Source organism: Herpetosiphon gulosus, assembly GCF_039545135.1.
GTDB classification, from domain to species: Bacteria; Chloroflexota; Chloroflexia; order Chloroflexales; family Herpetosiphonaceae; genus Herpetosiphon; species Herpetosiphon gulosus.
The window spans coordinates 319,318-341,966 of sequence record NZ_BAABRU010000003.1 but is presented as its reverse complement, the minus strand read 5'-3'; the positions used below and the strand labels follow the sequence as shown (position 1 = coordinate 341,966).

General features: G+C 49.1%; 15 protein-coding genes. 1 reads left to right on the top strand and 14 read right to left on the bottom strand.

From position 1 onward, the window contains the following. Window positions 1-6: 6 nt before the first annotated feature. Window positions 7-591 carry a TetR/AcrR family transcriptional regulator gene (locus ABEB26_RS05465; RefSeq protein ID WP_345720960.1) on the top strand — a complete coding sequence of 195 codons (585 nt, stop codon included), beginning with the start codon at window positions 7-9 and terminating at the stop codon, window positions 589-591. A gap of 91 nt (window positions 592-682) precedes the next feature. On the opposite strand, the gene ABEB26_RS05460 is transcribed toward ABEB26_RS05465, so the two are convergent. The 14 genes from ABEB26_RS05460 to ABEB26_RS05395 all read right to left on the bottom strand — a co-directional run bounded on the left by ABEB26_RS05460 (window position 683) and on the right by ABEB26_RS05395 (window position 22,565). Further along, window positions 683-898, bottom strand: a complete 216-nt coding sequence (locus ABEB26_RS05460) for a hypothetical protein (RefSeq protein WP_054536383.1) — start codon at window positions 896-898, stop codon at window positions 683-685. Window positions 899-1,158: 260 nt separating this feature from the next. Then, the gene (locus tag ABEB26_RS05455; RefSeq protein ID WP_345720959.1) at window positions 1,159-2,460 is read right to left on the bottom strand and encodes a dihydrolipoamide acetyltransferase family protein; all 1,302 of its coding nucleotides are present in this window, start codon (window positions 2,458-2,460) and stop codon (window positions 1,159-1,161) included. Between the two features lie 171 nt (window positions 2,461-2,631). Then, a complete protein-coding gene (locus ABEB26_RS05450; protein ID WP_345720958.1) occupies window positions 2,632-3,615 on the bottom strand; it encodes an alpha-ketoacid dehydrogenase subunit beta in 984 nt (327 codons plus the stop codon). A gap of 49 nt (window positions 3,616-3,664) precedes the next feature. Beyond that, window positions 3,665-4,639, bottom strand: a complete 975-nt coding sequence (locus ABEB26_RS05445; protein ID WP_012190131.1) for a thiamine pyrophosphate-dependent dehydrogenase E1 component subunit alpha — start codon at window positions 4,637-4,639, stop codon at window positions 3,665-3,667. Window positions 4,640-4,885: 246 nt separating this feature from the next. After that, window positions 4,886-7,240 carry an FHA domain-containing protein gene (locus tag ABEB26_RS05440; RefSeq protein WP_345720957.1) on the bottom strand — a complete coding sequence of 785 codons (2,355 nt, stop codon included), beginning with the start codon at window positions 7,238-7,240 and terminating at the stop codon, window positions 4,886-4,888. 85 nt (window positions 7,241-7,325) lie between these two features. Further along, window positions 7,326-8,012: a hypothetical protein gene (locus tag ABEB26_RS05435; protein WP_345720956.1), complete on the bottom strand. Its 687-nt coding sequence runs from the start codon at window positions 8,010-8,012 to the stop codon at window positions 7,326-7,328. Window positions 8,013-8,209: 197 nt separating this feature from the next. Next, window positions 8,210-8,617, bottom strand: coding sequence for a hypothetical protein (locus ABEB26_RS05430; RefSeq protein ID WP_345720955.1), 408 nt, complete (start codon window positions 8,615-8,617; stop codon window positions 8,210-8,212). 59 nt (window positions 8,618-8,676) lie between these two features. After that, window positions 8,677-9,162, bottom strand: a complete 486-nt coding sequence (locus ABEB26_RS05425) for a hypothetical protein (protein ID WP_345720954.1) — start codon at window positions 9,160-9,162, stop codon at window positions 8,677-8,679. Window positions 9,163-9,172: 10 nt separating this feature from the next. Beyond that, on the bottom strand, window positions 9,173-10,444 hold the full coding sequence (locus ABEB26_RS05420; protein ID WP_345720953.1) for a WXG100 family type VII secretion target: 1,272 nt from the start codon (window positions 10,442-10,444) through the stop codon (window positions 9,173-9,175). A gap of 264 nt (window positions 10,445-10,708) precedes the next feature. Continuing rightward, window positions 10,709-11,506, bottom strand: a complete 798-nt coding sequence (locus ABEB26_RS05415) for a hypothetical protein (protein WP_345720952.1) — start codon at window positions 11,504-11,506, stop codon at window positions 10,709-10,711. Window positions 11,507-11,526: 20 nt separating this feature from the next. Next, window positions 11,527-12,507 (bottom strand): WXG100 family type VII secretion target, encoded by a 981-nt coding sequence (locus tag ABEB26_RS05410; RefSeq protein ID WP_345720951.1) that lies wholly within the window; start codon window positions 12,505-12,507, stop codon window positions 11,527-11,529. 303 nt (window positions 12,508-12,810) lie between these two features. Then, complete coding sequence (locus tag ABEB26_RS05405) at window positions 12,811-13,077, bottom strand: hypothetical protein (RefSeq protein ID WP_345720950.1); 267 nt, start codon at window positions 13,075-13,077, stop codon at window positions 12,811-12,813. 88 nt (window positions 13,078-13,165) lie between these two features. Next, window positions 13,166-13,792, bottom strand: coding sequence for an FHA domain-containing protein (locus tag ABEB26_RS05400; protein WP_345720949.1), 627 nt, complete (start codon window positions 13,790-13,792; stop codon window positions 13,166-13,168). A 70-nt stretch (window positions 13,793-13,862) separates the two neighbouring features. Next, window positions 13,863-22,565: an FtsK/SpoIIIE domain-containing protein gene (locus ABEB26_RS05395; RefSeq protein ID WP_345720948.1), complete on the bottom strand. Its 8,703-nt coding sequence runs from the start codon at window positions 22,563-22,565 to the stop codon at window positions 13,863-13,865. Between the last annotated feature and the right edge of the window lie 84 nt (window positions 22,566-22,649).

The window sequence follows — 22,649 nt, the reverse complement described above, 5'->3', positions numbered from 1 at the left end:
CCAACTATGCACGCTGAAACGCTGACTTCCGAACGAATTTTGAATGCTACTGTTGATGTGTTGCGGCGCTATGGGCCGAATAAAGCCACAGTGGTTGATGTTGCCCGTGAACTGGGAGTGAGCCATGGTAGTGTGTATCGCCATTTTGCTAGCAAATCAGCCTTGCTCGATGCAGTTGCTGAACGCTGGCTAGCCGAAATTTCAGCGCCGTTGGATGAAGTGCTACAACGCCAAGATCGCAGCGTAGCCAAATTACGGGCTTGGCTAGAATGTTTGATGCACACCAAACAACAGCGAGCCAGCCAAGATCCGCAGCTTTTTGCCACCTATAGTGGCTTAGTACAAGGGCTGCGATCGGTGACTGATCAACATGTAGCGCATATGATCGAGCAGATTGAGCGTTTAGTGCATGAAGGTGTTGCCAATGCTGAGTTTGTGGTGAATGATGCCCATGCGACGGCAACCGCAATTTGGCATGCGACGGCTCGTTTTCACAACCCGCTGTTTGTGGCAGCTTGGAGCGAACCAAGCCTAGCGGCAGAATTCGACGCAGTTTGGGTATTGATGATCAACGGTTTGTTGGTGCGCTAAACATCAACGTTAATAACGAATGCAGGATGTTGCTTTAGCGCGGCATCCTGCATTTTTGGTTAAACAATTTTTGTTGATACGAGCGACCAGCCTATTTCTTTGAGGCAGCCAGACCTGCAATTGCTTGGGCGATCAAGATGACTTTATGTTCGGCCAACTGACGAATTGTTTTGATCCCAAGGGCTTGTTTGAGGGCTTCAGCATCGCTTTTGCTAATTCCGGCGAGGGCATCGACTGGAGCATCGGCGAGTTCCTCGAAGCTGGAGTTTTCGAAGGCTTTGTCAAGGAAGGCTGAGAGATCGGCCATGATCAGAATCCCCCTAATGAAAGGCGTATCGCGGCTATCATAGCAGGATTACTACCGACTGTAAATGATTTTTTGCAGGCCATCGGCGGTATTATGCGCGATTACGATCATGATTTTTAACCGCGAAGAACACGAAACTCACAAAGGTTGGGAATTAGTGGGAACAGCCTAGTTCACTGGATAAAAAATAAGTTGAGGTAGCAAATTAAACAAAACCCCTCACTGATTGTGATCAGCAAGGGGGCTTGTTGACTTGAGTTTTAGGCAAATTGCTCAAGCTGTTGCTTGACAGTTGCCAAGAATTTATCGGCGGTTGCGCCGTCGATCAAGCGATGATCAAACGTAAAACTGAGGTAGCACATTGGCCGAATCGCGATTGCATCGGCTCCGTTGATCGTCATGACCACCGGCCGCTTTTGAATTGCGCCAATTCCCAAAATGCCCGATTGAGGCTGATTGATGATGGGCATGGCAAATAACGAGCCACTTACACCGTGGTTGGTGATGGTAAACGTACCATCTTTAACTTCATCGGCGGTTAGACGGCGCGTGCGGGCGCGTTCGGCCAAATCGTTGACTGTGCGCGAAAGCCCCAGCAAGCTCTTTTCATCGACGTTATGCAGTACTGGCACGATCAAACCATCGGGAATGGCCACTGCCATGCCAACGTTAACCGATTTATGCAGCAAAATGCCTTCATCGGTATAGGTAGCATTGACAATTGGCACTGCCCGCAGGCCTGCCACAGTTGCCTGCACAAAATACGGTGTAAAGGTTAATTTAACCCCTTGACGCTCGAAATCGGCTTTGTACTGGTCGCGATGAGCGATGATCGTGCTGAGATCGACTTCCATCACCGTGGTAACGTGCGGCGAGGTTGCCTTTGATCGCACCATATGCTCAGCGATTGCCCGCCGCATGCCGCTCAACGGTTGCAATTCATCACCAACAAATGGCTCGATGCTCGGCGCGGCTGGCATGGCTGGTGGAGTATAAGCCACTGGTTTGGCCAGCAAACTGCCAGTAATCGTTGGCATTGGCGCTGGGGTTGAGCTTGGTTTGATTACCGGCATCGGCGCTGGGGTTGGCGCGGTTGGCGTTGGCATTGGCATCGGTGCTGGTTTGGCAGCATCACGCTGCGCCACGAAGCGCTCAACATCTTGCTTAGTCACGCGGCCATCTTTGCCAGTGCCAGCAATTTGTTTAATATCGAGGTTATGCTGGCTAACCAAACGAGCGACGACTGGTGACATAAAGCTATTGCCACCGCCGTTATTGCTGCTTGTTTGGGTAGTAACGGCAGGCGTGGCAGTCGCGGCAACGGCGGCAACCGTAGTGCTACTACTATCTTCCAAGACCGCGATGACCGTACCAACTGGCACGGTATCGCCCTCGTTGACCCGAATTTCGAGCAAGCGCCCATTGACTGGCGAAGGAATTTCGGTATCGACTTTATCGGTGGTAACTTCGAGCATTGGCTCATAGAGTTCAAGGCTCTCGCCTGGTTGCTTGAGCCAGCGCCCAACTGTGCCCTCGGTGACACTCTCACCAAGCTTTGGCATCTTAAATTCGACGGACATCCCAGTCCTTTCTATGGTATCGATGACTAAAGATTTTTGAGTTCCCTCATCTCCAAGCCCCCTCTTCGCACGCCATGCGAAGAGGAATCACTTTGGAGTGCTCCCCTCGCCCGCCGCAGTGGGAGAGGGGCTGGGGTGAGGGAACCAAACCACCTAATAATTGACTAAATCGCGCAGTGTATCGGCAATTTTGCTTGGAGTTGGCAAGAACTCATTTTCAAGCGGTGTGCTGTAGGGCATGGCTGGAATATCCAAGCCTGCCAAGCGTTGCACTGGCGCATCAAGATATTCAAAGCCATCTTGGGCGATGATTGCGGCAATTTCTGCACCATAGCCACCAAACAAATTATCTTCGTAGAGCACCAACACTTTGCTGGTTTTCTTAACCGAATTGAGAATTGTTTCGCGATCAAGTGGCACTAACGAGCGCAAATCGACGACTTCGACGTTAATATCTTCCTTGTCCAACATTTCGGCGGCCTCAACTGCGTAATGTCGCATCATGCCATAGGTAATCACCGAAACATCGCTACCTTCGCGGGCAATATCGGCCTTGCCAATTGGCACGGTATAGTGCTCGTCGGGCACATAGCCTTTGATCAAGCGATAGCATTTTTTATGCTCTAAAAACAACACTGGATCGGGATCATCAATCGCTGCTAGCAGCATGGCCTTGGCATCATAGGGCGTTGACGGCGCAACCACCTTGAGGCCTGGAATATGGGCGAAAAAGGCCTCGATACTTTGCGAGTGATAGAGTGCCCCGTGGATACCGCCGCCATAGGGAGCGCGAATAACTAAGGGCACTTCCCATGTATTATTTGAGCGATAGCGCATGCGTGCGGCTTCGCTAATAATTTGGTTGAAGGCTGGGAAGATAAAATCAGCAAATTGAATTTCGGCGATCGGGCGCATCCCATACATTGCTGCGCCGATTGAAGAGCCAATAATAATTGATTCAGCCAGCGGTGCGTCGATCACCCGTTTGCTACCATATTTGGCGTGCAAACCATCGGTAACCCGAAATACCCCACCACGCTGACCGACATCTTCGCCAATAATATAGACCCGCTCGTCGTTGGCCATAGCTTGGTCGAGCGCCTGATTAATCGCTTCTAAGAGATTTAATTCTGCCACCTGATACCTCTATGCATATGATAAATAGCGAAACTGCCTGTAAGCACGGTTATTCGGCAAACACATATTTGCGCACGGTGCTGGGGTCGGGCAAGGGTGCTGCTTCAGCATAGGCTGTTGCATCATTGACAATTTCTTTAATTTCGGCGCGAATTGCCGCAACCTTGGCATCGTCGAGCATGCCTTCATCGCGCAAGAAATGCTCGAAGCTTGCGATTGGGTCGCGGGTGCGCATGGCCTTGATATCTTCGGGTGAGCGATAGGTGCGATCGTTATCATCAGAGGAGTGGGCGGTCAAACGCACACATTTGGCCTCGATTAAGGTTGGGCCATCGCCACGGCGGGCGCGTTCGACTGCGGCGGTCATGGCTTCGTAAACCTCAAGCACATTGGTTCCATCAACGGTAATTCCAGGAAACCCATAGCCTGGGCCGCGATCCGAGACGTTTTCCACGCCCATTTGCTTGTGTTGGGGCACGGAGATCGCATAGCCATTATTTTCGCAGAAGAAAATTACTGGCAATTTCATCACGCCCGCCAAGTTCATGGCTTCGTGGACATCGCCTTGTGATGATGTACCTTCGCCAAACGCTGTCCAAACTACAATATCATCGCCGCGCATTTGTGCGCCCATAGCGACACCGACGGCATGCGGCACTTGGGTGCCAGTTGGTGATGAGTGCGAAACAATATTCAAAGCACGATGGCTATAGTGAGCGGGCATCTGACGGCCACCACTGCTAGGATCTTCGGCTTTCGCCAACAAGCCGAGCATCACCTCGCGCGGGGTCATTCCCATGGCCAACATCATTGCTAAATCACGATAGTAAGGCACAATCCAATCGTGTTTTGGGCGCATTGCAAAGGCTGCGCCTACTTGAGCAGCCTCATGACCTTGGCAGGAAATAACAAAAGGGGCTTTGCCTTGACGATTCAATTGCCACATTCGCTCATCAAGCGAACGAGCCAAAACCATCGTGTGATACATCGCTAACAACCGCGTTTGATCGCGTTCTTGCTCCATGAAGGCAACTCCTCATATGAAGGATTACTTTGTTCGTCCATCGAACCCTGTTAAGTTAAAAACCCCGGTATGGCGACCGAGGCAAGGGCAAGCAAGGAAAAACTGGCGTTGTCCTCGTTGACACGGCCTATATGACAAGTATAGCATAAAGCCTCGGCTGCGCTGTCACCACTGCTCAGTGTTGGTTTTGATTACAAACAAAAAGGGTAGCATTGCTGCTACCCTCGTTGCTGAAATTGGCCACTGCTATTGACTTAGCTCAATATAGGTATCTTGGCCCAGTCGAATGGTTGTGGGCAAGCGCAATTGAATTGGCGTATTGGCTTGCTGGCGTTGCTCATTGATAAACAAGCCATTCTTGCTCAAATCGGCCACATAGAATTGCCCACCGATCAAGCTGATTTCGACATGCTGCCGTGAGAGCAATTTATCACCAGTGACGATTACGCTGGCTTCGCTGCGCCCGATGGTACATGGAAACATCGTGATCGTTTTATTTTGAATCTGGCTCGGATCAGGTGTTTGCACCACACGCACATGCAATTGTTGCTGGCGGCTGGCGACTGGCGATGGGTTATAAATCATGGTTGCGCCATTGTCGGGCATGCCACCATCGAAATGGGCAGTTGGAATGCTGGCATTGGCATTTGAGGCCGGGCTTTGGGGCCGACTTGGTTGATTAACTGCCGAATGCGGGGCTGGTCGAACCGCCGATTGTTGCTGCGGTTGTTGCGGCACATTGGCATTTTGGCGCGAAGCTGGGTTTACGCCTGGCAAATCGATTCGATTGAAGGCTTGAGTTGGTGGGTTATACGGCATTGGCACATTGCCAGCTTTGGGCTTGCGATTGCGCCAGAGATACCAGAAACCTGCCGCGATGGCAATCACCACCAAGGCAATCAACACATAAACCCCATAGCGTTTGAGGAATGGCTCTTTGGGTTTGACTGGGAACAAGAAACTCTTGAACGGCGATTCAATTGGCCGAATATTCGAGGTTTCTAAGATAATCTGTAAATTGAGTTGGCTCTGTTGCTCAGTTGGAATCAACTCTTGAGGAATATCAGCTAATGGAATTGCAATTTTAGGATTAGTTGGGTCAAGCTGAATCCGCTCTGATTCGAAAAGTTGTATATCTTCGCGGAACAACCGGACTTTATAGTAGGTAAATTTAGGGTCGATGATGTTTTGCTCATCGGTAATTTCGACATCATCGATCCGAATAGTATTGGTTTCATAATCGACGACTGGATTTGAGCGAATTTCAAAGGTAATTGGAATCGGCGAGTGGGCAAAGGCTTGGGTTGCCAAAATTTCGCTACGTTCGCTGGGGTTGCCAATGCGGAAGGTAAAGCCATCGCTGCTATAGCCCAGCACATGCAAGGTATAGTTGCCGGCTACGGTCAGCTTGGTATCGCTCATTTCCATCGGAATAGTTTTAGTTTCTTGGGGTGAAATACTGACCGCGATCGGCTCAGTATAAACCAAGGTTTGGCTTGGGCCAAGCACTTGCAACTCCACCCCAACCATATTAACGGGGCTGGTATTGGTAGTGGTGAAATTGAATGAGTATTTTTGTTTTTCAGGCAATGGGTTGAGGTTGGCGATTTTGGCCTCGCTCACGGTTGGGTTGTAGCATTTATGTGCGCCGATTGGAATAATCCCAGCGATTGTATCGCCGCTGATCAATTGAACCTCTAGAGTTACTTGAGTTTCAACGCAGGGCCGTAAGAAACCGCTCGTATATTTTTGGTTCTTGATGCTATCCATAATCAGGATAAATGCTGATGACATTTGGTCACGTGGGCCAACCACTGAGATAGCTTGGGTATTGTCTGAAATTTGGCGCAGGAATTCTGGCTGGATTCGGGCACAATCGGCTGAACACAGCCCAATTGTATAAATTGGAGTTTTGGTGCCTTGGGTTGGGCCGGCTTTGGTTGTCACATCGATCACGCTTTTATCGCTGCACTGATTACCATTAATATCTTCATCTTTACCATCAGTAAAGAGAATGATCGCTCGCCGTTCTTCTGGCTTGAGCGTATTTAATAAGAAATCAGTCGCTTGGTGGGCGGCAGTATAGAGACAAGTTTCGCCGCCTGGCTCAGAGCGATAATTCTGGTTGATATAATCCTTAACCGCGTTGCGATCGTCGGTAAAATCTAAAGCCGGCAAATACACATCAACACTGTTCATGCGGGTGAAGGTAAAAACCGCCAGCTTAGCATTGGCAGGGGCTTGATCGATGGCTTGGTTGGCTGCTCGTTTAACTTCCTCGATGAATGGATTCATACTGCCACTTTGATCCATGACCAAGGCAATTTTGATTGGTGTGGTGGGATCTTGGGGCACGGCTTGGACAGGTGGTTCACCATTTTTGAGATCAAGCACAGTTGAGGAGATCTCGTTGACCGGAACCGCGCGACCATCGTTATAGCGAACGCTAAAATAGGCCTCGACACTCAAGGCGTTCTTTTCGGTAACGACTTGGTGGGTAATGACGACTTTGGGCTTGTCGTCTTGTGATTGGGCAGGCGCTGGCAAAACCCACAAGAGGCTGAGCAACGCGATGATGGTGAACCAACTATGCTTTCTCATGGTTAACACTCATTCCAGCAACTAAAAACGGCTAGACCAATTAAGGATACGGCGCAGTATACCATCCATTAGTACTGTAGGCTAGTTAGGATGGTTGTTGAACAAGATGCGCCAAGATTGTCGTGTGTAAGAGGTCGCTTAACTGTGCTTGATCAATGCGCTGCACGGGCGTTGTTTCGGGTTTGGCAGCGTGTGGGTCGGCCAGCCAAAGGCTATCGTGGGCTACGAGCCAAGAAAGACTGGTTGGTTGGCTGGTAGCAGCGGCTGGCTCCTTGATGATCAACAGTAAAGCGGCTTTTTCAGCCTCTGGCATCAATGCTGTGAGTTCGGCGGTGCTTGGTAGGTTGGCATGAGCCACAAATGGCTGAGTTGTTAGTTCGATGATCTGATTAATCACATGATCGAGTGTACCCAATTCGAGAAAGGTTTGCAAGCCTTGTGAATCGACATAATTGAGCACGATTAATTCATCGGTAAAACTAAAATATTTGGGTAAGCCTGTGCCTTCACGCTCGGTAATGCTCAAAATTGCCAGCGTGCTTGGCTGTAAGGTTGCCTCCAAAAGCAGTGCTAACTCCCCAGTGATCGTCAGTTGATTGCTAAATGGATCGCGCAGCAAAATCCCGCGATCATACAATTCATCCTCGGCAGCTTGTAATTGCTCAGTGCTAACCGCCAGATCATTGGTTGTATTCTGGATGGCAAGGGCTTCGCCAACCAAATAATGCAAGATAATCGCCAATTCTGCCTGGGTGAGTACAAAACGATTCATTCGGGCCACCTCGATACTAGTTCAGACAACTCACTCAGGAATACGCGCAAGACGTGATGATGATGCGCGACCAGCTTTTTGCTTCAAATGACCATCCGCATGAATTGTCATGGGTTGTTGCATGCTACCATTCAGGTTGGCTGGGTTGCTCCGCTGATTGACCCTGATTTGCAAGGGCTGGCTTAATCGATTTCGGTTTATTTAAAGAGCGTTGTAAGTTGCGCGAGCTTTCCATCAAGTTGATTGGCAACCCATGCCAGATCATTCTGTTTATGGCGCTTGAACGTATGCCATAAGCGTTGCAATGGGTTTGCTTGACGATCAAGCAAATCGAGCACATTGTACCAACCTTGGGAGCCATCGAGTTTTAGTTGTTGGTTGGTGATAAAGGGGGCAGTGTGTTTGCCAAGTGCGACGTGATACTCGCCATCTGAGAGTACCAGCAAGGCACTACAGATTGGTGAACGGTAGAGCACGAGACATTCTCTGCCACCATGTTGGGCATCGCACTGTTGGCGCACGAACTGCTGCGCTTGAAAATGGCGCTGCAAACAGTTCTCGGCATAGCTGATAAACCCTTGACATGCTGCACAGTGCGAATCCATGAACTTCCTTTAGGTGTGGCCTGCCTCCAAATAAATCTGGAGGCAGGCCGTTGATTTGATTATGCGCCGTAATAGCGTTGGCGTTGCATAAACTGAATGTAATCTGCCAACCATGTGGCTGGCACACCAGGCTCAAACATCGCCAAGAGTTGTTCGAATTGGCCTGTGAGCAATTGGGCCAACCATTGATGATAATCTAAACTACCATCCCAAAATTGTTCAATCACCCGTTGAGTCATGATCTTTTTGTTGGCACGAAACTCCAACAAATAGACCAAATTGAACCAACCTTGGGAACCATCGACCTCAAGCACTTGATCGATCAAAAATGGAGCTTCAAACGTGCCCAAGGCGCAATAATCAGCGCCATCAGTCCGTTGAATGAGCAATTGGCAGCTTGGCGAATGATACAAGGCCAAACATTCTTGCCCATCAGCTTGTGAATCGCATTGAATGCGTTGAAATTGCCCAGCTTGCAGATAGCTGCTTAGTTCTTGCTCAACATAATTGATGTAGCTTTGGCATTGGCCACAATCGTTGCTCACAGAAAACCTCTTAATCGTTCAATGATTGGCTGGTTTGTAGAATCTCACCACCTGGCCCAATGCTACCGCCAATGACACGGCCAGTCGTGCTTGCCCGCCAATCGCCAGTCTTGATCCAGCTATTGCCAACTTGACGATAGCCATATTGGTAGGCTTGGCTTTGCATAAATCGCACTTCCATGGCGCTATACGATTGGGGCCGTTTGGTCAAAATATCGTCGATTGAGCTGCCTTTGATATCGATGCGGCTAATGCCACTTTCGAGTTGGGCTTGCAAGAATTCGCGATTGACAGGCCAAATTCGATTATTGCCACCTTCGGCAATTGGTTTGAGTTTATTCCACACATCGCTGGTGGTGCTGAAGTAGCGGCCACCATGAGCGTTGGCTTCACCAATATAACCAAGAAATCCCGATGCAGGGTCGGCTTTAAAACCGCCCAATACAACCCGATCGGTCAAGGCCGTGCCTGCGCCAACATGGCTTGATTGATTGGCGATATAGCGAGCCATGGCTGTTTCAGCGCCACCACCTTTGGCGAGCATGCCAATATCGCTGGCTGCTTGGAGTGGGTTGCTGACGCGGGCAATATCGGCGGCAGCATCAGTAACGGTTGCTGCTTTGCTGATCTTAGCCGCTTTACCAACTTTATCAGCACCTTTAGTGCCAATTAACAACGAGCCAATAAACATCGTGCCACGACCAATTGCTTCCCACGGGCGGCCATTTTCCCAGGCTTCAACATACGGCGCTTTGAAGGCTTCCCAGAATTCGCCTGGGTGGGTTACCGCATGCCAAATGCCTTTGGCGGTTTCGATTGGGTTGGTGACCATATTCCAAACCCCAACCACCATATCTTTGAGTTCTTTACCTGCTCCAACGAAGAAATCTTTGATGCCATTGCCAACACTGCTGAAGAAGCCACCAACGCTATCGAGCCAACTTCCGCCACCCTTGTCGCCATCGGCAGTGCCGAGCAATTGGCCTTTGAATAAGGCTGCTGCCTCTTCTTCGGCTTGGCTAAAGATTTTTTGGATTTCGAGCGTGACTTCTTGGGCGGTTTGGAATGCAGTAATCAAACGATTGAAGGTTGGGTAAATTTCACCATCGAGTTCTTTCGCAAAGGCAACGCTGGCATCGCCCTGCCAATCGCCATCAACCAGTGGTTGGCTGACGTTGCGAATTGTCGTTTGCAATTGTTCAACCGTTTGCTTGAGGCGGCCAAAATGCTGAGCAACTTGGGCAGTTTGCTCATACTGTATCTGAACAACATCCTTGCTCATGACACATACTCCTAGGTTGTAAATGGGGTTGATGATCGATTAGAGTTCCTAGGGTGGGCGACTCATGAGTTGGGAGCCAATAAAAAGAACAGGTTTTGATTAAATAGAAAATAACCCATGAGGCCAAGTGACACTCTAGTACTCCACGTTCAGTATACCAAAGTCCTACCTTTTGGACAACGATCAAAATGAAGAACCATGAACAATCAGGCGTTAAGCGCTGGTTCATGGTTCTTCGCTGGCCCTCAAATCGGCCAATCGGGTTTATAAAGCGGCGGTTGCCAATTGTTCAAACCAATGTTGAATCTGTTGGCGCAACCATGCCTGATCGATCGATTGAACTTCGAAGGTTTCAGGATCGGCTTCATCAAGCTGAATCGCCCAAGCGCTGGTTGGCCCTTGCAAAATCGCTGGGTTGATCGCATCGACGATTTCGGTATCTTCGCAGCGCAAAATTGCCAACGAAGCACTGAAGACTGGCGCTTGAATTGCTTCGATCAAGGCCTGAGCTGCTTGCTCGTCAAGCCCAGCGCGGCTTAGGCGTTTGAAGGCTTCGGCTTCGGCGCGATTTTCAGCCAGCTCTTTGATCGCCATGAACTCGTTTTGGCTGAGTCGCACGCTGGCCTCAAAGGCTTTGCTTGGTTGAACTTCGAGCAAAAACGCCAACCGATCAAAGAGTACCAACATATCAGGCAAGAATGCCAAGCGATGCTGTTGTTCGTTTGGCAAGGTTTGCTCAACTACGCCTAATTGATTGACATAGTGTAAGAATAATTGACTGCCGACGTTTGGTGTATCGCGGGTGGTGATGAAGGCAATATCGGGAAACGCCACAATTTGCGAAAATTCTAAAATTTCGCGTTCGATCATCACGGTTTCATCGGCGCTGATCGTCGCTAATTCTTTGGCAACCAACCCTTGCACCCCTTGATTGAGTGCTGCAAGGTGGGTTGCTTGATCATGTGGAATTAACGTTTCACTATCTAAACCAATGATTTTATTGGTACGAGCGGCTTCGAGTAACACCAGAAACTCGTTACGCTCTAAAATAAGTCCATCCATGAGTTAACACCCTCTCTAAGTTATTTTGCTCCGCCAAACGAGAAGCCAAACGAGACAAATGGCAATTTGATTTTGGTTTCTTTACCGATACTAAAGCCAAGCTCGGCCTTGAGGCCAACTTCGGCGGTAACCCCAACGTTTACCCCAGCAATATTCAAACCTTTGGTAGCTTGAACTGAGGCCAGCGTGCCGCCGATGGTTGCGCCGACTGAACCGTCTTTGAGGCCAGCAAAACCCTCAACCGAAAGCACTTTGCCTTCAAGGGTTTCAGTTACCCCAAAGTTTTTGTCGCCATAAACATTGGTTAATTCGCCTTTGGCAACAGTTCCTTCAACGTATGGCCCAATTGTAAATTTCTTATCGCCGTTGACCCCTAAGCCGATCCCAGCTTCGCCGTAACCAACTTGGTATTTGCCTTTGAGGGTATAAGGAATCGGCCCATCAACTTTAATCAGATCGCCTTTATCTTCAAGGAGTGCGCCGCTAACGCCTAATTTGAGTTGTGGCTTGGTTTCGCCAGTTTTGGTCTTGTAATCGTAGGTGTGAACTTTAACTTTACCCTTGAAGGTTGGGCCACTGCCCGAGCCGCCGGTGCCCGTGCTACCATCGCTAGTATTGCCACTGCCACTGCCATTGCCATTGCCATTGCCAGCAGTCCCATTGCCGCTGCCATTACCATTAGCACCACCGCCAAAGACATCGCCACGAAAAAGGGCAGCCGCTTCTTCTTCGGCTTGTTGGAAGACTTTTTTGATCTCTAAGGTTGTGCTTTGTGCTTGTTGGAAAAAGGTGTGAAGGCGGTTAAAGGCTGGTTGAACCTCGCCACGAAATTCAGCACTAAATGCCTTTTGAGCATCGCCCTGCCAATCACCACCCTCGAGCCGATTGGCCATACTTTCAAGCGATTTGAAAATTGCAGTGGTGGTGTCAGCGGCTTTGCCAAAACGGCTGGCAACTTGATCCAACTCATCGTACTTGGCCTGAATGGTGTCTTGAGCCATGAGGTAAACTCCATCGGGTATAAAAAGAACAGAAGATTGTGATCATTGCTAGAGATACTAGCCAATGATTATGCTATGGGCTTATTCAGGTTAAACCATGATTAAGCGTACACCCTTCTTAGTTAAGACTGCAATAAATGGCGCAGCCTTACCAAGGAATAATAGAATCGCATCTGTTCCAGCATACTCGATGGATTAGTGCTTTACAAGAGGGGCTTTTGATGGATTTTTAAGCAAATTCGCGGCCCGTAAATCGATCAAACGAAATGCGATTACTGCATCTCGTTTGATCAGGCTAGGTAATTAGCGTCCGTGGATTTGATCGAGGGTTGCAACGGTTTCGCCAGTTTGTTGTTCGTAAGCTGCAATCATAGCCAAAAGCCCTTGGCCAAGAGTTTTAGCGACTGGTAACGACATATTTACGACGGCAACGGCACGGCCATTGGTTTGTAAAACGGTATAGGCATCGGTTGCCCCTAAACCGTTGATAAAGCCATTCGCATACATCAAGGGCGCTTCCAAAAAGGCATCTTCGACCAAACTTTGCAGGTGTTCTAAATCGCTCATCATTGCTCCTAAATCCTAAAGTGCGCATAAAAATAGCGCTGATCTGAACCAAGCGCTATTTTAACTGCATATTGATTTTTCGGCGAATAGCCTAATCCGAGATGATCACTTTAAACGTGATTTGGCTGCGATCAAGCGTGATCAAATCGCCATGTTGCAGCACTTGGCGACGATCAACTTGGATTGGCCGCCCAGTTGAATCGGTAATTGTGGTTGGATTAGGCGAAAGGCTTTCAATATAGAAATGGCCGCTAGTTTCGGTAATTTCAAATTGGCGACGTGAAACTCGTAAGCCATTGGGATGGCTGCCCAAATCAACTGCCAAAAGATCGTTGTTTGATTGATTATCGAAGCGGCCAACAATTGCTGGTTGCCAGTGTAAGCGAAAACTATTGCCGGTTGGATGTTCGCGTAGGTAAATGCGGCGGGCCATTGGTTGCCCATCGGCAGGCATATTCGGCATAGCTTCGCTAAAAATCAAGCGATCTTTATTAGATACTTGTTTATCGAGCGTGCGATTATTGCTCAAAACCGTGCCATCAGCTTTCATCAAGCAATAGGCATCGGGGTTTTGGCCGAGAAAATCGAAATCACGCCGAAATTCCTTCAGAATCGATTCAACAAGTTCGCCAGTTGGCATATTGGTGAGGGCTTGGGCAACTTGTTGCTTTTTTTCATAAACATCGATGAAAAGTTCGAAGCGGGCTTGTTTAGCCATGAACGTAACTCCTCGCACAGGATTATGTTTGGGTGGCAGAATCTGAATTCAGTCTGCCACCCAATTAGTACTAGCTTTCTACTAGGGTTGATTCAAAGGCCAGAATCAACGATTCATCGTCGCTGTTGGTCATATCGGCCATCATCGTGGCAGTTTCAAGATCAAGCCCATCGTGCATATGTTGATCAATCAACATTTGATGGAGCATTGATCGCAGCCGTTCCGAACTATTCCAGCTGACAAAATCCATCGTAATGTAGTTTTGCATAATGCTTTCGGTAATGCTACCTTCGCCATTGGATTCTTTGAGCCGTGGCATTAAGCGTTGGATACCTTGACGAATCAGCGCCGACATCTGGACAACGCGTGGATCTTGTTCCATGTTAACTGGCTTGTCGCCAATCGTGATTGCTCCGCTTGACCAAGCTGCCCGTTCAGGGTAGCGTTCAGCAATAGTTTCGACCCAGCTATCAAGCGCATTGATTACCCGTTCGGCTTCATCGCTGGCATCTTCGGTCACAATTTGGCTCCCGTTGGTATATGGGCTAGCAACTTGAATCAAGGTGGTTTGGCCAGCTTTGACCATAAAGCCTCGCCCCATTGGCAATTCTTTGCCACGAACTTCGCTTGGAGTGCGCATAACCCGCAGCGATTCAACTGCTTGCGCGGTGCGCAGCCCAACCCCAAAATTCGCGCTCATAACCCGTCGGCGTAAATCGTTGACTGAGCCATCAAGTGTCCCCGCGATGATCACAAACACGCCTTCGCCACCGTAACGTCGGGTGAGCACGGCAATGTCGTTCATGACTGAACGTTTGCTTTCGGCTTCGTCGCTGAAATCTTCAAAGTTATCGATGAAGATGTAGACTGGTCGACTAATTGCTTGTTGGGCAAATGCTTGACATTCGATTTGCAGATTTTCGAGTAAACTCGGCATTTGATCGATTTCGCTGACCGTTTGCAAAACATGCGGCAAATCAGCAAAGTTGCGCTTGCCACCATATTTGAAGAAGCGTCCACGGGTGTCAATCAAGACCATTGCAACTTGTTCAGGTGTGTAGCGATCGGCTAACGAAAGTACCCAGTTATAGAGTAAGGTCGTTTTCCCTGAGATTGGCGGCCCTGCAATCGCTGCGTGTGGCCCAATCTTCTTGAGATCGTACATGGCTGGTTGGAGATTATTGCTTTGGCCAACAACGCTCCAAATGACTTTACCTTCAGCAACTTCATTGGCGGCATCCAGCATCTCACGCAATGGCACAATTTGCGGCAGAATTTGAATTGGATCAGGTGTGGTTTTCATGCCGCCAAGTTGTTGGACTTTAGCTTGCATCATCATGCCCATCAGATCCAGTTCTTCGGCTTCGTTGCGATGATCGCGGCCATCGGGGCCAACTAAGCCGACTGGCAAAGTCGATTGGAAGAGCAATGGGCGCTTGCCAACCCGAATATAGCCACGGCCTGGAATATCGCCAAACTCAATTGCGCCGCGACCAACAATATCCATATAACGATCTTGCTGCCCTTGTTTGAAGGTGATCCGTTCACCGAACAAGCTACCGAATCGGCTTGACATATTGTTTGGAAAGTTGGCGGTCACGATGAAGGCAATCCCAACACTTAGCGAGCGTCGTACCAACGGAATCAGGATCGATTCTTCAACCGCATCATAATTTTCGTGGATGATTGCAATATTATCGATTGCTACCACGATTGCTGGCAAAGCTTGCTCGGGAAACTGCTGGTTGTACTCATAGATCGTGTTGACCCCAGCATCGCTAAAGATTTGTTGGCGTTCGCGGGTCAAACGTTCCATTTTGCTAAACAAGCGCAGCATTTGTTCTTCAAAGGTCTCATCATCGGCGTAGATCAAGGCTCCAATGTGAGGCAAGTTGCGCAAGCTACGGTAGTTGCGTCCTCCCAAATCGACCACATAGGCGTGGAGTTCATCGGGGCTGTGGGTTGCCGCTAAGCTTGTAATGATCGAACGTAACAATGAGGTCTTGCCCCAACCAGAATCACCATAGATTGCCAAGTGATTGGTGCTGAAATCAAAGACGAATGGCAATTGAGTTGCTTCATTTGGGTCATCGACCAGCAATGCGGCTGTGCGCATGGCTTCAGTTTCCCAATTGACACCAGGCCAGAGCCGTTCGGTATCACCGTTGATCCAGTCGGTAACCGCTGGTTGGAAGACGATGATCGTATTGTCTTTGGCATTGACAATCGGCGATTGCAAACTTACTCGTTCAGGCAAGAAATTGGGCCATGGCTTAGGCGTTGGTTGATAATTGACCAATTCGCGCGAAATTTGCACCACTGTATCGAACAGTTTAGGTGTATCTTCGCTGGTTGAAACTGGTTCTGGCTCACGTTCAGGCCATAGTACCCCAACTTCACGATCGTCGATTTGGCTTTCACCAGTATATGAAACCTGAATCAACTCAAGGTTTTCGTTGCCAATTTGCAAATAGCCGCGACCTGGCATGCCGTTTGGTAGGAAAGCGGCATCAGGTTTGCGCAAGAGTTCGCGACTGGTGTCAGGTTGCTCAACCCGTAAACAGAGCCGTAGCTTGATATTGGCCCGCATTTGGTCAGTAACGCCCTTGGGTTGTTGTGAGGCCAGCAAGAGGTTAACCCCTTGGGCACGACCAACCCGCGTGATACTTTCCAATGATGGCAAATATTCAGGGTTTGAATCGAACATTTCGGCATATTCGTCGATGATGATGAACAAGTGGGGATATGCACCAAACTCAGGTTTGAGATGGAACCCACGTTCGCGATATTCGACAATATCTTTGGTTCCAGTCATGGCGTTGAGTGCTTGGCGGCGACGAATTTCAGCATCAATCGATGTGAACATCCGATCAACTGCCGATTTATTCAAGTTGGTCACGATGTCCACACAATGCGGCATATTTTCAAAGGGTTTGAAGGCACCACCGCCTTTGAAGTCCACCAAGACGAAGTTGAGAATACTTGGCGAGTAATTCAGCGCCAGACCAACAATCAAGGTCATCAGCAATTCCGATTTACCAGCCCCAGTACCCCCAGCGACCATCCCGTGGACACCGTCGCGTTTGGCTTCAAGTTGCAGTGTACGTGGACGATTGCCCGAGACAATCCCCAAACAGGCTGCCAACCAACCAGCTTGCTTGCCCGTTCCACCGTTGTATTCCCATGTTTTGGCGGTGGCTTCTTTGAGTTCTTCGACGAATGGACGATCACCACGGCCAATGTTGTGCATCTCTTGCAATACTTGGCGATACGATGAACTCTTGGGCAAGGCGGCAATCCCCAATGGTGGTTGGTATTTGCCAGGATTATTAGCAATATACGCATTCATATGCTTGCCAATTACCCGAATTTGGCCAGCTTCACCGCGAATTTGGAGTTTTTCGGTGACCTGTGGTTGACCGTCAGCCCCAAGCACATCAGCTTTGCCAATCGTGCCTGGTGGTAGCGCAATGTGATAACTCAGTGCATCCCGCCCAACCTTGGCTGCGCCACGGCCTGGAATTTCTTCGACTTCCAACAGGCGCGTCCCTACAATTGATGAATAATCGCCTGCATCAGAGATGCGGAAGGTCAAACGTTCAGTAAAGAGGCTATATAGTTTACTTGACAGAATGTTCAAGCGGCTGGCAGTGATCAAAATGTGTAGGCCATAGGCTTTCCCTTGGCGTGCCAAAGCCACAAAGGCCTCAAGCAAGTTATTGGCATCGTTATTCTTATCATCGCCAAAGGTTTCGATATACTCGCCGAAGTTATCGATCGCTACCAAAATGGCTGGCTTGGGTTTGGCAGCGTTTTGGCTATTGTATTCAGCAAGGGTTGAAACGCCAGCATCGCTGAACAGCTTCTTGCGTTCATCAACCACATTATTCAATTCACGCCAAAGCTGTTGAATCCGCTCTTCATAGCCTTGTTCATCGGGCAGAATCACCGTCCCGACGTGGGGAATTGAGCGGAGCACTTCAAGGTTGCGCCCACCAAGATCAAGCACATGAGCATTGAATTCATTTGGTGAGTGAGTTGCTGCCAAGCTCAACACCATCGAACGAATCATGGTGGTTTTACCCCAACCAGAAGCCCCAAACACTACCGCATGGCCTTTATTGAAATCGAGAATTAGAGGCATTTGACGGGCATTGCCTGGATCATCGAGTACCCCAACGATCGCTCGCATGGCCACGTGATTCCAATCGACTCCAAACCATTGACCTTTGTTTTCAAACCAATCGCCAACGAAGGCATTCAAGGAAATCCGCTGCGAGCGGCCAAGCGTCATCAATGGCAGATAGGTTTTATCGACATAGCGTGGGTTGAGCAATTGTTCAAAGGTAATTGCATCGGGTAATGGGGCTGGCCATGGCGTTTGTGGTCGTGGGCGTGGGTTGAGTAATTCCTGCGCCATGCTCACAATCAGTTCATAGAACTTAGCCTTAGTACCATCAGCCGCCACTGCATAATCGTAGGATTCACCAGTGTACGATACTTGAATCAGGTCGAGATTTTCGTTACCAACTTGGAGATAGCCACGGCCAGGCATCCCGCTAGGCAAGAAGGCTGCATCCGAGCGGCGCAACATTTCGCGGCTGGTATCAATATCTTCAACCCGCAGACAAATCCGATACTTGATATTGGCCCGCATCTGGTCGGTAACCCCAATTGGCCGTTGTGAAGCCAGCAAGAGGTTAACCCCGATCGAACGACCAACCCGGGTGATACTTTCCAATTCATCGCGGAATTCTGGTGTGTCGCTGATCATTTCGGCGTATTCGTCGATGATGATGAACAGATGCGGGAATGGCCCCCATTGTGGGTCAAGGTGGAAGCCCTTAGCGCGATATTCAACAATATCTTTGGTGCCGGTACGGGCATTTAATGCTTGGCGACGACCCATTTCGGCATTGATCGCGGTAAACATCCGCCGTACCCGCGATTTATTTAAGTTGGTCACCAAATCGACGGTGTGTGGCATATCCTTGAAGGGATCAAACGCACCACCACCTTTGTAGTCAACCAGAATAAAGTTGAGAATGCTGGGGTCGTAACGCACGGCCAAACCGATGATCAAGGTCATCAGCAATTCTGATTTACCAGCCCCAGTACCCCCCGCGATCATCCCGTGAACACCATCTTTTTTGGCTTCGAGTTGTAGCGTGCGTGGGCGATTGCCCGACATTACCCCAACCGTAACCTTGAGCCAATCGGCGTTTTCAGGCTTGATGCTATCTTCCCATGCTTCGCTCATCAAGGCATTGAGCTGGGGACGTAAATCTGGCTCAAAGCGAATCTCACGTTGCAGCATGGTGGCATACATTTCGGGCAGCATCGATTTGAAGAGAATCGCCTTGGGCATGGCATCGACGCGACGTGGCTTGGCGTAGTTTTTGCCACGGGCATAATCGCTCATAAATTGTGCTAGCTGATCGATTTCCTTCATTTCGATGGTTGAATCGAGTGAGCCATCGCTACTGATGCCTGCCGATACTGCTACTTGGAAGCTAAGCGGCTGTGGCCCAACCTTGGTATAGCCACGGCCAGGAATATCGTTAATATCATCAACCCGACCGCCAACGATTGCCCGATATTCGGTGTTATCGCTGAGCTTCAAGGTATAGCGCTCGGTAAACAAGCTAAAGATTTGGTTCGATAGCTCAGCCATGCTGCCAATCGTGATGATAAAGTGAATGGCGTAAGGTTTAGCTTGGCGGGCAATTGAAATCAGTTTATCCAACACGCTTTCAACATTGGTATCCGGACCTTCGCCAAAGGTTTCAGTAAATTCGGCAAAGTTGTCGATTGCAACCAAAATTGCTGGTTGGGTGTTCTTGGGATTAACCGTATTGTATTGGTAAATATCGGCGATCCCTGCATCGTTGAGCAAGAGCTTACGCGCATCAACAATATCGTTGATTTCGCGCAGCAATTGTTCAACTCGCTCTTCATAACCTTCACCGTCAGGAATAATTACCGCACCCGAGTGAGGCAATTTATCCAAAACGCTAAAGTTACGCCCACCCAAATCGAGAATATACATATGCATCTGATTGGGTGAGTGGGTCGCAGCCAAACTCATCAGCATCGAGCGCAGGAAGGTGGTTTTACCCCAACCCGAGCCACCAAAGACCACTGCATGACCACGTGGGAAGTCAACTGTCAATGGTATTTGTTTGGCAGCATAAGGATTATCGATCAAACCAACGACTGGACGCATCGCATATTCACGCCAGTTGAGATCTTCGACCCAGCCTGAGCTACCGTTAATCCATTTATTTAAGGCTGGGTTGAGGGTGAGGTCGTGCTCGCGCGGCAAGCCAACCATAATATCGTCGATACCTAAGAGATATTCTTCAAAGGTAACCGCATTAACATTGGGATCATTAGAGATCAAGTGTTGGGTCAAGGCCAATTCACGTGGCAAGAAGTTGGGCCATGGCGCACGTTGAATTGGAATGTTGTTATCGCGTGATAAGGTATCGAGCGTGGTCACAATTACTTTATAGAGTTCTGGTGGGCTTTGATCTTGGGTATCAATCCCTGGATCAACCCCTTCAGCGCGGCGACGATCCGGCCAGATAACCTTTTCTTGCGAAACTGAATTGGGATCAACATAGGGATCACCAGTGTAGGCCACTTGAATCAATTCAATTTCTTCGTTACCAACTTGGAGATAGCCCCGACCTGGAATCCCAGTTGGCAAGAAGGCGGCATCCGAGCGGCGCAACATTTCGCGGCTTTCGCCCTGAGTTTCCACCCGTAAGCTGATCCGGAATTTGATGTTCGAGCGCATTTGGTCGGTGATCCCGCTTGGCCGTTGGGCTGCTAGAATCAACGAAACCCCAAGTGAACGCCCAATCCGCGTGATACTTTCCAACTCACCGCGATATTCAGCCCGATCGGCGATCATTTCAGCGAATTCGTCGATGATGATAAACAGATAGGGGTAGGGATAGTGGGTCGTATGGAAATTCTTTTTGCGATATTCAACAATATTTTTGGTATCAGTTTCGTTGTTGAGCACTTGGCGGCGTTGCATTTCCGACTTAATGGCCGTAAACATCCGCGTTACGCCATCGCCAGCCAAGTTGGTGATAATATCGACACAGTGGGGCAGCCGTTCAAATTCCTTGAATGCACCACCACCCTTGTAGTCAACCAAGACAAAGTTAACCACTGACGGATCGTAGGTAACGGCCATCACAGCAATCAGCGAGATCAGCAACTCAGATTTACCCGAACCGGTACTCCCTGCAACCATCCCGTGGACACCGTCTTTTTTGGCCGAGAAAACTAAAGTACGGGCTTTATTCCCTGACATACGGCCAACTTTAGCGCGAAGCCAGTTGGCATATTTGGGTTGGATGCTGCGTTGCCAATTCTTAAGCGCATCAACTTTGAGTTCATCGAGCGAGCTATAGCCCATCAAATCGAAGAAGGCTACTGCATCGGCAAGGTTTGCTCCAGCGCTTTGGCGTAAGTTGAGGGTTGATAATTCTTCAGCTAATTTGCGTGATTCATCGCGATTGACGATATTGTCGGCAGCCCCGATATAGCGGAAGGTATTGACCCCCTGCTCGGCGTAGCGGAAGAATAATTGTTGATGTTGGGCTTGTTTACTGTTGGTTGCTGGCGTGGTACGTTCAATTTCGATCACCGATTTACAACCGCCAGGCACTTTACTGCGCTCTGGCACAAGGAAGATCACCGCAGCCCCAAGCTGTGGACCTTCTTCGATCAAAATTGAAAGCGCTGCGTCCGATTCGATATTGCGTAGGCGTTCGCCAGCTTTTTCATACATATCGAGCAGGTCAACCACCAGCAACATAAATGGTAAGCCTGGGTTGCCACGGCCCGAATTATTGCTATTTTCTTCGTTATCTTCCATGCGCATCTTACGTTGCGATAGAATTTTACGAATGCCTTCCATGTATTGATCTAATTCATCGCCTTCTTCATCTGCATCATCAGCAACTTCTTTAATTTCGCTAACAAAACAGAGTTGTTCGTATTCGCCTGGCTGACAGTGAGGCAAGGTTTCGACCCAATCCCACTCGTTATATTTCGAAGCCAAGACATACAAACGGGTATCTGAGGGCGAGTGAAACACCACATAATGCGCCAAGATTGAGCGAATCGACTCATAGACAGCATCGCGTGCGCCAGCGATCCCCAAAGCATGGGTTGTTGGGGTAATCGGAGTAGACTTTTCCTTTGAATCACTTTCGTCCTCGGATTTGTGCCGTAACGTGATGATAATTGGAATATCTGAGACATAGCGCGAATCAGCATCGAGCTTCATTGCTTCGCGGGCGAGTGGGCTGCTAAAATTACCACCACCCCGCACCTCATAGACCACGGTTGAGGGCAGTGTCCCCATGCCAAGTCGCACTGAACCAAAGTCATCGTCAGAAACTCGGCGCTCCCAAATCCGCGCATTTGAACGGAGGGTACGTTCAGGTTTTTCTAAATCGTGTTTGGCATCAGTAATTACTCTGATTGTGCTAGGGGTATCGGGATAGTTATAGCGATAGAAACGGCGCTGCAAATCGTGATAGCCGTGCATATCCTTATTAAGCTCGACGATTTGTTCATGATATTGCCGTTCACGCTCTAAACGTTGGTTTTTTTCGCGAATAAACGAATAGATCGAGAACCCTGTGGAGGCCAACACCGATAAGGCCATCGGAATCAGAATCAAAGCGCCGCCGCCGCCACGCCCTCCGAACATTGTTACAAAGACATAGCCCACAATCATCGTCATCGGCAGAGCCAATTGGATTAACTTAGAAATCGCATCCTCAGGATTTTCTGGGGGTGATGGGATTTCAAACTTATTAAAAGGTAG